This window comes from Allofrancisella guangzhouensis, from assembly GCF_000815225.1.
Lineage (GTDB): Bacteria > Pseudomonadota > Gammaproteobacteria > Francisellales > Francisellaceae > Francisella > Francisella guangzhouensis.
Window position 1 is genome coordinate 1,584,161 of record NZ_CP010427.1, and the last position, 11,821, is coordinate 1,595,981.

An 11,821-nucleotide genomic window follows, 5' to 3' on the forward strand; every position below is an offset into this window, starting at 1 on the left:
TAAGTTAAACATCAGCAAAATAAATATTACACTAAATTCATATTTACGAGGAATGAATATTCGAAGAAAAGCAATTTTTGAGCTTTTTTACCTTTATAGCTAACTAGTGTGCTTAACACACTTTATGATTAACTATCTATAAGTATTCCTGATACGTATTGAAAATATATTCATATAACTTTTGAGCATTATTTTGGAATACTTCCCAAGATTCATTATATTTATTGTTGCTGGTTAATGGGTGCTGCTTAGTAGAAGCTCCATATGGTATTGATGACCCCAATAGTATCCATGGAACAAATTTCTCTTTTTTTGTTTGTACGTGTGTTTGTAAGGCATTCTTTACCCCTTTAGGCTCTCTTTCATCTATCCATGATGCAATGTTTAGCAGTCTGTCAATGCCGGTGGTTCCTCGGTTTTCCTCATAGTCTCTTTGAAATTCTATTCCTACTGTTGGAACACAAAAATAGGCCATATATTCCATCATACCAGTTCTAACACCAGTTTGTACTACGCCCTTTGTTTTATTTTGCAGTTCTAGGATAAAATATGCTTGTTTGCACATGGTTGAACCATCCTTGTCATTTTTAAAAGGTTCTTTGTTCCATATTTGTGTAGCATCAATTACTTTATTTGAGAATTCATATTTTTTATCATCTGGAAACCCCATATGTTCGTAGATTGGATCTCCCATGAAGACGATATTATAATTGTTTGATAAGCCTTCATAAAAATCTTTTAATTCTTTACACATCATATGGTGTAAATTCTTTTTACCGGTATTGTTATCACGTCCTTGCGCATTTTTGTCACACAGATCAAACAAGTTTGCTTCTTTTGTGATTTGATTGTTACCACCGTATTTGGTCTTTCGGAATTGTTCTAATTCTTCCCGGTTCATGCCTCGACTGATTACCACCAAAGTCCCTTTGTTTTGACTTAGTTGATTTTGTTGTAATAATGTGTCGATATATTTTGAAATATCATTCTTTGCGGTATCAGTTAAGCTTTCTTTCAGCTTATCCGTCATTGTATCTTTCATATACTTTGCACCATTTTTGTCGATACTCTTTTTAATCATCTCATGCGCTTCTCCCACAGTTCTGGTAATACGTCTATTGTGCACACTAGCGTATTCCGCTATTTGCTCTAATGCAAGGTCTGTGCTTGTTTTATCTGATAATTGATTTTTGAGTATATCTTTATGAAATTTGTTCTGAAATTGATGATTTGATAATTGTTGATAGTAATATGTATGTTTTTCATTTTTGCCATCATCTGAGACAATAACAGTAGTATAATTACCAAAGTGATTGTTATCCCAGTCTAATCTAAGCGATTTAATACGAGTTGCCACCTCTTCTTTAGATTCTTGTTCACTCTTATGTAGGTTTACACTCACCTCTTCGATGCTCCTTTCGAGAGAATCTAACTTTTCTTCTTCACTAGCAACAGCTTCAAGGGTTTTTTTATTCATTCTATTATCATAAAATTCTTTTTTAAGTTTTTCTATCGACACACCTAATTTTTCTTTCTGTATTTTTTTTGATTTTTCAAACTCTGTTTTCTTGGTTTTTAATTCATTGATGTTTCTACTCTTGTCAGGATATTCTTCATCAAGAAATTGACTAGATCCCCCAATGAAAATCGTGAAACGTGACACTGATCCATTTTCATTTAGTTTATGGAACGCTGTTTTTGCAAAGCCCATCCAAAAAGAGATATAACCCAAAAGTTTTCTGTATGAATTGTAATTAGTGATCATGATCAGGTCCACATTAGGATCTAGGATCATACACGTATTCACTGCATATCTATCACCACTTGTATCGATATGCATCACTATGGCTTCACGATTATATTTGGTGTAACGCTGCATACCTTTATACATTGTTACAGATTGTTGCCAGGTATGGTCAAATTTAGGTAGTATACCTAAGCTATACGCCAGCTTTTGCGCGAGCATATTGGTTTTTGATGGACTAAGACTTCTAAATCCTGATAGAACTAAATTTACTATACGATTGAAGTACAACTCAAGCATATTTGTGTAATTAGCGTAAGAAAATTTTTGACTCTTTACTTCTTTGAATTTATTAAATTCTTCATAACTAAACCAATAATGTCCTTTTTCAAGCGGACAAAGTGAGTAGATAGTCTCGATAAGCTTGACATTTTTACGAACATTGACAGATAGTAATTTTTCAAGGTCAAATTCCGGCATCATTAACCTAACTAACACAATTTCTACCATTAAAACTATTTTTTGCTTAAAATTTACTTCCTTAATTCTTTTATGATATTCTCCACATTGCTCATAATTCATCGTTTGACATAAATCTAAAGATGTTTGAATCAAGCTAATTAATTCTATTACATATTTAAGGTAAGAGTTAAGCATACGCCTGTAATGTATATGTTTTAAGTATTCTAAATCTATGTAATGCTTAAATCCGGAACACTTTAATTTCTCTTTTAAAAAAAGTGAACAGATAGTATCGATACTTTTAGGGATATTGCATGATTGTACTGTACTAAGACCTACTATTTCTACTGTTCCAAATTGTACATTTGATTCTAGAGATATTAACTCCAACCTAGATTGTAAACTTTTAAGTACGATTTTCAGCGATTCAACCGACATATTATAACCTGATTCTAAGATGTCTTGAAGCCGACTAGTTATTGATTTAGAGAATGGAAACTCTTCAAAACCAAATAAAGGAATAGCATGTATTTTAACATCATCCATTGTAATCATTAATTTTACCTCCAATTATTATTTGATAACAAATCACTCATGATTGCTCAAGAATGATACAAAAAATAAACATTGAAAATAATATGTTAAATTGACTGCTCTTATTAAATATAAACAGCATCTGGATTTCTATGGGAGGTTATGTATGTCTAAGAACACGAGCCTCCTTAGAGAGATTCGAATCAAGTCAAGAGATGTTAAAAATAGATCTTTAACGAATTAATTACACATAGTGCTGATTTCTCTACTATCATCTCAATTATGTGGTTTATAGAGATAGTTTCAATAATTAAATAGTAAAACATCACTGTTAACAAAACGCTAACTTCTAGGATCAAAATCCATTTTCTCTTTCATTTGACGATAAAACTCTTTTTTGTCTTCCGTATCTGCTAAAGGTAATTTAACATCATATACTATATAAAAATCTCCGCCAGCAAGACCTTTGCCTTTTATACGCATTTTACGCCCAGATTGTGTACCTTCTGGTACTTTCATCTTTTTTTTACCAAAGGGGGTATCTATCTCTAAAGTTGTTCCAAGAGCTGCTTCCCACGGTGCTACACTCACATGCTCATAGACATCATTGTCATCAATTTCATAGTTTTTATGCGCAATAACCTCTATTTTTATATATAAGTCACCACTAGGAGCATTTACACCTTTTCCATTTGCACCCTTACCTTTTAGTCTAAGTTTCTTACCATTTCCAATGGCTTCAGGAACGTTTACCTCTACAGTTTTATGTTGCATGGTTGGCATACCATTCGCGCCCACTTCTTGATAACTATAAGAAACTGTTCGCCTACCACCTTTGATAGCTTCCTCGACATTCAAACGTAAAGATACTGTCATATCCTCGCCTTTTACTGCTTTTGACTGTCCTCCACCAAACCCTCTTGCCCCACTACTAGCACTACCAAATAAATCCCCAAAGATATCACCTAGATCCTCAAAGTTAAAACTTTGTGAACTTGAACTTGCTCCAGAAAACCCACTAAAGCCGCCTTGACCTCCAAAACCACTTTGTTGTATTTTGTCCCAATTCTCACCATAATTATCATACAGGGTTCTCTTTTCTTTATCTTTAAGAACTTCATACGCCTTTTGAATTTCTTTGAATTTTTCTTCAGCTCCAGCTTCTTTGTTTACATCTGGATGATATTTTTTTGCTAACCTCCTATATGCTTTTTTTAAATCAGCATCAGAACAATCTCTACTTACTCCTAACAATGAATAATAATCCGCCATTTAGTTTAAACTCCCAACTGTCATTTATTGCATGTACTAATTATAATTATTTTAACAAAGTAATGTACAAAAGTACCGTTCTATAATTATTTATATGTGCACTTTACCTGTAATTCAACAATACCCCAGCCCCGCGGCTATAACAACATACTTTCAAACTAAATATAGGTGTCTATATACAATCTAGCATTACATATGTTTAACCTTACCACCTATAAGTAAGGTCATTTTTATCAAAAACAAGCGGGTATTACCTGAGAGACAAAACTTTTTCCTTCTTGTCTTGATTAAGCTATAAACAAACTTTATTTTTGGTCAAAAAAGAGTTGTTTTGGCGTTATTTTCCATTCTCAGCAAAAATCTAAAATATCACAAAAATTTAATTTAATTAATATAAAGTATTTACTTTTTTAATTTTATTTTGCAAAATTAATTAATATTAAACAAATTTATAAAAAAGATGCGTAAATTTATATTATCACTTGCTTGCATCTGCTCTTTAAATGCAGCTTATAGTGAAGATTCGATAATTGACTTATATTTTGTGAATGATACTAAAGAATCTATAGATTTTGGTTTATCAGTCATAAGTGGTGGTATTGATGCTTCAAATAAGCATGAAGACTCTATCGAGAGGGCTAATATCGGAAAAATAATTAGAGCTGTCCGCGTCTATAATTTTTCACGTATAAATACAACCATGTTGAATAATTATAATTATTATTTAGCTGGTCAAAAATCGCCTCCATATCAATATTTACAAAGAAGCGGTTATAAAGACTACATATCCTTTTATGTATTAAAAAAAAGTGACGGAAAGGTATATAGACTACACCAAAAACTTGTTGGCGGTTATTGTAACCTTGATGAAAAAGATAGTCCAACAATTTATAAGTATACTGGAGATAAGCTTTATGTAATACCAAATAGTACTTCTGAATGTTCTTTTACATTAGTAGAAGATGGGTACCCACAACCTGAATCTAGGGGAGGAGATACAAACCTTCTTTCTTCTTCTCCACCTTTGGTAATCACCCCTGATAACCCTACAGGTGACTTAAACAACTCGGTAAGTAACTTAACTAATTCTACAGAAAATGTTACTAACAATACAGATTCTAGCAATAAAGTTACATATTTAGACCAATCAGATACATCAATAGATGCAGAAGATGGTAAAGCTAACTTTCAAATCGAGTTACAAAAAAATCCAGACCTAGAGCAGCAACTAGATGATGAATACTTTGCCATAACTGGTGTACATAGAGCTAAAGCTTAATTTATTAATAAAGGTAGGTAACCATATGAAAATTATAAAATATGCTATATTAGTAACTGCAATCTGTGTTAGTAGTACAGTTTTTGCAGACCAAAACGATACTACAAAAACCAAAATTGACCGTGAAGAAATAAATAAATATGTTTCTCAAAATTTTAACCTTGATATATATAAAAGTTTCTATCAACCATTCTCAAACTGGCCAAATTCTGTAAAATTAGAAAATCCATATATCTATGACCAAAACTACTCTTATGATGATACGTATACATCCTCAATTGAGGAGCCTGAAGTATATGAGGAAAATACTAAACAAATCTATATTGGTGCCTACACCTTTGATAATGACAATGATGAAACTAAAAAAATCATGGCAACTGATTTCAATAATAAAATCAGAGAAATGACAATTAGTGCACCAGGATCTGCAAAAGTTGATAAAAATTGGGCGGGGATTTCTCATAAAATTATTCTTCATAAACCAGGAACAATTGAAAACCTTGACTTTAATATTAGTGATCTTAACAAAGAAGTTAAAGCAGAAGAAATAGACAAAAAATATGCAATAAACGAAAAACGTACTAGCAGACAAAGTATAATTGAGATACCCCCTCACTCAAAAGTAGAAGCAAAAGTATATTTAAACATATCTAAAGTAAGAGGAAACTATAGTTTCATCACTCCCCTACGTGGAGATGTATCCGTTCTATTTAATGCTGTTGATTCAAAGGATAAAAACAAATATTACGATCAACCAAAATATGAAAGTTATGTTGCGAAGTTTTCAATATATGATTTATTATCCGCTATAAATCTTAACCTAACTGGTATGACTGATCCCTCATCTTTACCGGATGATATTAACTTTGACAATTGGAACAAATTAGTGTTACTAAAAGGTCATGGAACTTACTATACTGAAGAAGCCACTAGTGTTAAAATAGTAAAACAAATCTACGATTCTGAAGGTAATCCCGGAATAAACACCAGCACTATCGCAGCAGTTGAAAAAGTGTAAAAAATTATAGTTATTTTACATATAACGATTCTTCATTTAATATATCTCTTAATAACACTACTACCATCAAACTAAAACCTCTGTGACTTTTATACCTAGCTATAGTAAACCAGATAAATTTTATGTACAAAAAATAAGTACACCTCTTGGCTCAATGCTTGCTATAGCAGATGATAACTACCTCTATTGGCTATCATTTATAAATGACTTGAAACAAGACTCTTTTGAAGATATACCAAAATATTATCATGAGAAAATATTGTTTCAAACAAATACTATTTTAGACAACCTAAAAAAAGAACTAGAAGCATATTTTAAAAGCCAACTAAAAAGTTTCAATATACCATTAAAACTAGTAGGTACTGACTTTCAAAAACAAGCCTGGCAAGAATTACTAAAAATCCCGTATGGTAAAACTATCAGTTATCTGGAACAAGCTCAAAATATTGGTAAAGCTAAAGCATATCGTGCTGTAGCAAATGCTAATGGAAAAAATCCTATATCTATAATAGTCCCTTGTCATAGAGTTATAAATGCTAATGGGAAATTAGGTGGATATACTGGAGGAATAAATAAAAAGATTTTTTTACTTAATTGTGAAGATAACGCGCCTTAAAATCTTTAGATAATACGTTTCCTATACAACCATATCCAAACTAAAGGTATAGCTATAATTATCATATCCGCTATCACTAATATCACAGTGTATTGAAAAACATTACTCACACGAGAAAAAGCTGGTGGAAATAACCCTAATATAAACCCTAGTATACACATCACTATCGCAACTACTGACACTACTATAAGTAGCCAATTTGTATTTCGCTTGCCAACATAAAATACTCTGTAAGTATCTGGTCTAATAAACCTAAGCCTGATAGCAGAGATAAATACCATAATCCACATAACTACAGTAAACTGTGATGTAATAGCCACAAGCAAAGCAAATGCAGCATATACCGAAGGCATAATTAGAAAAGTTAAAGATAAGATCATAACAATAATTGCTTGTATCATCAGCATATTAACAGGCATACCAAATCTGTTCTTTCCTGACATAATTTTTGGGAAAAATTCTTGTTCCGCTGCTGTTTGCATACCCCTAGCTGGTCCTAAAATCCAAGTACTAAGAGCCGCTAACATTCCTATAGTTATCAATATTACTATTATAGGCTTGACATTTGCTAAACCTATAATATTTAATATTTGGGATATTCCCTGTATTAAACCATTTAACACATTCACATCTTTTATAGGGATAATAATCGTTAAAGAAACTGTAGCTAAAATAGTCAAACAGACTATAACCATAGTTGCCATTAAAATTGATTTTGGGATATTTCTTTCAGGTTTATCAATATTAGTCATATGAAAAGCAACTGACTGTATACCCGAGTAGGAAGAGAACGTCTTAACTAGTAATGCATAAGTACTTAAAGAAAAAATAGGTAATATATCGTTAAAACCTTGATAATCTAAATTGCTTTGCCCTGTTGCTAAAAAATATATTGCTCCAGATATTAACAAAACTCCAGGCACAATCATACCAAAAATAGCACCGATTATATTAAGAATAATAACTCTTTTAAATGGTAAACAATTAAACAAACTAATAGCCATAAATGCTGCTACCATAATTAACCAAAATAAAAAGCTAGTCTGTGTATTCTCAGCAAACCCACGGAAACCTATATAAGAAAAAGTAGCTATCAATGCGGTAACTGAACTAGGAAAGCCAACTACATTATTAAACCATTCTAACCACATAGCCAATACACCTGCCTTTTCACCAAGACCTGCTTTAACCCAGCTAAAAACACCCCCATTATTATGTGTAATCATGCTACTAAGCTCAGCACATATAAGCGCTGTTGGTAACAAAAATGTAATAGCAGCTATCAGATAAAAGAAAACACTTTGAAGCCCAATAGTTGCCATATAAGCAATAGAGCTTAAATTTATTATTGCTGAGATATTCAACGCAGTAAGTGATAAGGTTGATAATTTTCTTGACTGTTGCATAATAACCTTCTAAAAAATACTCTTTAACTGCTAGTCTTAAGTAATAAAACAACAGCCTGAGCAACTAAAAATATGTCTAAATTTAATAAAAGTATAAAATCTTATAAGAGTATGAAATATCTATCATTTTGTAAAGATATTTTAAGTGATAAATTTATAATCTTTCATTTCTAATACTTAAAAATTTATTATAAAATGATACCAATTAATTCAAGTTAGTTGTAGACTAGTTTGGCTAAATTAAAAAACTAAAATAAAATACAAGATTACAAATCTGTATCTTATGAAATACTAAAAAACAAGGAGAAGCGTAAATGCAAGCACAAGAATATATCGAAAAGATCATAGCTGAGGTTGAAAAGAAAGATTCTCATGAAAAAGAATTTATTCAAGCTGTAAAAGAAGTTCTTCATACTTTAAAACCAGCTTTAGAAAAAAACCCTAAGTATATAGAAGAAAATGTTCTAGGTAGAATAGTAGAGCCAGAAAGAGGAATTACTTTTAGAGTTCCTTGGGTAGATAGAAATGGTAATGTACAAGTAAATAGAGGTTATAGATATCAGTTTAATGGTGCTATTGGACCTTATAAAGGCGGTATCAGATTTCATCCCAGTGTTTATTCTGGAATTATTAAATTTTTAGGTTTCGAACAAATTTTCAAAAACAGCCTTACTACTCTTCCTCTAGGTGGTGGTAAAGGTGGTTCTGACTTTGACCCTAAGGATAAAACAGATACTGAAATAATGAATTTCTGTCAAAGCTTTATGACTGAATTACAAAGACACATTGGCCCAGACATAGATGTTCCAGCTGGTGATATTGGTGTTGGTGGAAAAGAAATTGGTTATATGTATGGCCAATACAGAAGAATCCGTGGAGCTTTTGAAAACGGTGTTTTAACTGGTAAATCTCTAGAGTCTGGTGGTAGCTTGATCCGCCCAGAAGCAACAGGATATGGTGCTGTTTTCTTCTTAGAAGAAATGCTAAAACATGATGGTGCGTCACTAAAAGGTAAAACTGTTGTTGTATCAGGTTATGGTAATGTATCTTGGGGCGTATGTAAAAAACTTGACCAGCTGGGTGCCAAAGCTGTTACAATCTCAGGCTCAAAAGGTTTTGTACATGATCCAGCTGGCATCATTGGTCATGAAAAGATTGAATTTTTGTTAAAAATCCGTGAAGGTAAGGCTACTATGCAAGATTATGCTGGTAAATTTGGCGCTACTTTCCACGCGGGCCAAAAACCTTGGGGAATCAATGCTGATATAGCTATTCCATGTGCAACTCAAAATGAGATCGATGTTGAAGATGCTGAAAAACTTATCCAATCAGGTGTTAAATATGTAGTCGAAGCTTCTAACATGCCAACAACAAATGAAGCTATAGAATATTTAATGAATAAAGGTGTAGTTCTAGCACCAGGTAAAGCTGCTAATGCTGGTGGAGTTGCTACTTCTGGTCTAGAAATGTGCCAAAACTCTGCTAGAATTTCTTGGACAGCTGAAGAAGTAGAAACTAAACTACAGCAAATCATGGCTAATATTTTCGAAGCTTGTAGAATAGCAAGTGAAAAGTATGATCTTGGTTATAATTTAGTTGCTGGTGCCAATTTAGCAGGCTTTGAAAAAATAGCTGAAGCTATGATCCAGCAAGGTAGATATTAATTTTCACTCTTTTATACATTCCTTTTTTCTAAAAAAATTCCAAACAACTGGTATACTTACTAAAATTATTTAGGAATATATTTCTTAATTTTCTGATGTTACCACAACGCAACAATCACTATGATGTAATTATAATAGGTGCTGGAGCTGCTGGACTTATGTGCGCTATAGAAGCAGGCAAAAGACAACGCAAAGTTTTAATCCTAGATCATGCCAATAAAATTGGTAAAAAAATTTTAATGTCTGGTGGCGGGCGTTGTAATTTCACAAACTATAATATTGCTCCTGATAGATACTTATCAGGTAACCAACATTTTATGAAATCCTCTCTTAGCCGCTATACGCAGTGGGATTTTATTGGTTTAGTAAGTGATTATAATATCCCCTACCATGAAAAAACTTTAGGACAACTCTTTTGTGATAACAAAGCTAAAGATATAGTAAATATGCTTTTAGCTGAATGTGATAAATATAATGTTAAGATAAAACTAGAAACTAAAATTAATAAAACATATAAACAGCAAAACTGTTTTGATGTGATAACAGAAACTACAGATTATAGCTGTGAATCTCTAGTTATAGCAACTGGAGGTCTTTCAATACCAACTATGGGTGCTACTGGATTTGGTTATAGGATAGCAAAACAATTTGGACTAAAAGTAAATTCCCAAAGAGCTGGTCTTGTGCCTTTTATTTTTAACAAAGAAGATCAACAACGATTTGCTGACTTAAAAGGCATATCAATTTTCTGTAATGTCTCTAATGATAAAGCTAGCTTTGATGAAAATATTTTATTTACTCATAAAGGTTTAAGTGGACCAGCTATTTTACAGATATCATCATATTGGAATAGTGGAGAGGCTATAAATATAAACCTATCTCCTAAAATTGATATTCAAGGTTTCTTGATAGACAAAAAACACTCTAGCCTTAAAACTATACTTAAAAATACCCTAGCTGAACTATTCCCAAAGAATTTTATAGCTACTTTTTTTGGTGAAGAACTTTTGTCTAAAAGAATATGTGACCTATCCAATGAAGACATAAATCAAGTAGCCTCTAAATTACATAGCTGGATTATCTACCCACAAACCACAGAAGGCTATCGTACAGCGGAGGTAACACTAGGTGGTGTCGACTGTGATGAACTTTCATCTAAAACTCTTGAATCTGAAAAAATTAATAATCTATTCTTTATAGGTGAGGTGGTCGATATAACTGGGTGGCTTGGAGGCTATAACTTTCAGTGGGCATGGTCTTCTGGCTGGGCTGCTGGCCAAGTTGCATAACCATTAACACTACGCTATAATAAATTTAACTCATTAAAGCATAGTTTATTAATTCTATGAGAATACCAGTTGAAAAAGAATTTACAATTAAAAAAGCTGTTCTTAATGCTATAGAAAAAAATCAAAGCCCCGCTAAACTTGCTGATTCATTTGGCGTTTCTAAAAGCACTATATACAAGTATCGCAGAGCTTTACGCGACCAAGGCTTTATCAAAAAAACTGAAAATGACATCTATGTTATAGTAGAAAATAAATTTTCAATAAAAGATGCTACTCCAAAATCTGGTGATTTATTTTCAACAACTATAAGGAGCTACGAAGCAGAACCCGAGTTTACTAAAATAACAGATATCCCAGTCCGTAACGATATGGAACAACGACTTCAATCAAAAATTGAAGAAATGAGAAGAATAAAGCAAGAACATGACGATGAAAAAGGCGTATTTAAAAAATTAATTGGAAAGTTTAAAAAGAAATATTAATATCTATAACATTTACACAATAGTACCTTTACCTTAAACTAGATTTTAACTATTA

At 32.2% G+C, this 11,821-nt stretch carries 9 protein-coding genes; 6 read left to right on the forward strand and 3 right to left on the reverse strand.

Annotated elements, in window-relative coordinates; genetic code table 11:
* Positions 1 to 136 precede the first annotated feature (136 nt).
* Positions 137 to 2,761 carry a synaptonemal complex protein 1 gene (locus SD28_RS07375; protein WP_039125532.1) on the reverse strand — a complete coding sequence of 875 codons (2,625 nt, stop codon included), beginning with the start codon at positions 2,759 to 2,761 and terminating at the stop codon, positions 137 to 139.
* Between the two features lie 321 nt (positions 2,762 to 3,082).
* Positions 3,083 to 4,012, reverse strand: coding sequence for a DnaJ C-terminal domain-containing protein (locus SD28_RS07380; protein WP_039125535.1), 930 nt, complete (start codon positions 4,010 to 4,012; stop codon positions 3,083 to 3,085).
* Positions 4,013 to 4,472: 460 nt separating this feature from the next.
* Here SD28_RS07380 and SD28_RS07385 point away from each other — a divergent pair, with 460 nt between their 5' ends.
* The 3 genes from SD28_RS07385 to SD28_RS07395 all read left to right on the forward strand — a co-directional run bounded on the left by SD28_RS07385 (position 4,473) and on the right by SD28_RS07395 (position 6,925).
* Positions 4,473 to 5,291, forward strand: coding sequence for a hypothetical protein (locus SD28_RS07385; RefSeq protein ID WP_039125536.1), 819 nt, complete (start codon positions 4,473 to 4,475; stop codon positions 5,289 to 5,291).
* A gap of 25 nt (positions 5,292 to 5,316) precedes the next feature.
* A complete protein-coding gene (locus tag SD28_RS07390; RefSeq protein WP_157698646.1) occupies positions 5,317 to 6,309 on the forward strand; it encodes an ETX/MTX2 family pore-forming toxin in 993 nt (330 codons plus the stop codon).
* Between the two features lie 82 nt (positions 6,310 to 6,391).
* A complete protein-coding gene (locus SD28_RS07395) occupies positions 6,392 to 6,925 on the forward strand; it encodes a methylated-DNA--[protein]-cysteine S-methyltransferase (RefSeq protein WP_280506976.1) in 534 nt (177 codons plus the stop codon).
* A 5-nt stretch (positions 6,926 to 6,930) separates the two neighbouring features.
* On the opposite strand, the gene SD28_RS07400 is transcribed toward SD28_RS07395, so the two are convergent.
* A complete protein-coding gene (locus SD28_RS07400; RefSeq protein WP_039125539.1) occupies positions 6,931 to 8,331 on the reverse strand; it encodes an APC family permease in 1,401 nt (466 codons plus the stop codon).
* A 314-nt stretch (positions 8,332 to 8,645) separates the two neighbouring features.
* Between SD28_RS07400 and gdhA the strand changes: the two genes are divergently transcribed.
* From gdhA to SD28_RS07415, 3 genes are all read left to right on the forward strand, one after another.
* The gene (gene gdhA / locus SD28_RS07405; RefSeq protein ID WP_039125541.1) at positions 8,646 to 9,995 is read left to right on the forward strand and encodes an NADP-specific glutamate dehydrogenase; all 1,350 of its coding nucleotides are present in this window, start codon (positions 8,646 to 8,648) and stop codon (positions 9,993 to 9,995) included.
* Positions 9,996 to 10,090: 95 nt separating this feature from the next.
* A complete protein-coding gene (locus SD28_RS07410; protein ID WP_039125543.1) occupies positions 10,091 to 11,284 on the forward strand; it encodes a BaiN/RdsA family NAD(P)/FAD-dependent oxidoreductase in 1,194 nt (397 codons plus the stop codon).
* Positions 11,285 to 11,340: 56 nt separating this feature from the next.
* Positions 11,341 to 11,766 carry an FTL_1293 family small RNA FtrC-regulated protein gene (locus tag SD28_RS07415; RefSeq protein ID WP_039125548.1) on the forward strand — a complete coding sequence of 142 codons (426 nt, stop codon included), beginning with the start codon at positions 11,341 to 11,343 and terminating at the stop codon, positions 11,764 to 11,766.
* Positions 11,767 to 11,821: the final 55 nt, after the last annotated feature.

Coding starts and splice junctions, on each gene's coding strand:
- SD28_RS07380 (WP_039125535.1), bottom strand. CDS start 4,012: ATGGCGGATTATTATTCATTGTTAGGAGTAAGTAGAGATTGTTCTGAT.
- SD28_RS07415 (WP_039125548.1), top strand. CDS start 11,341: ATGAGAATACCAGTTGAAAAAGAATTTACAATTAAAAAAGCTGTTCTT.
- gdhA (WP_039125541.1), top strand. CDS start 8,646: ATGCAAGCACAAGAATATATCGAAAAGATCATAGCTGAGGTTGAAAAG.
- SD28_RS07400 (WP_039125539.1), bottom strand. CDS start 8,331: ATGCAACAGTCAAGAAAATTATCAACCTTATCACTTACTGCGTTGAAT.
- SD28_RS07410 (WP_039125543.1), top strand. CDS start 10,091: ATGTTACCACAACGCAACAATCACTATGATGTAATTATAATAGGTGCT.
- SD28_RS07375 (WP_039125532.1), bottom strand. CDS start 2,761: ATGATTACAATGGATGATGTTAAAATACATGCTATTCCTTTATTTGGT.
- SD28_RS07385 (WP_039125536.1), top strand. CDS start 4,473: ATGCGTAAATTTATATTATCACTTGCTTGCATCTGCTCTTTAAATGCA.
- SD28_RS07390 (WP_157698646.1), top strand. CDS start 5,317: ATGAAAATTATAAAATATGCTATATTAGTAACTGCAATCTGTGTTAGT.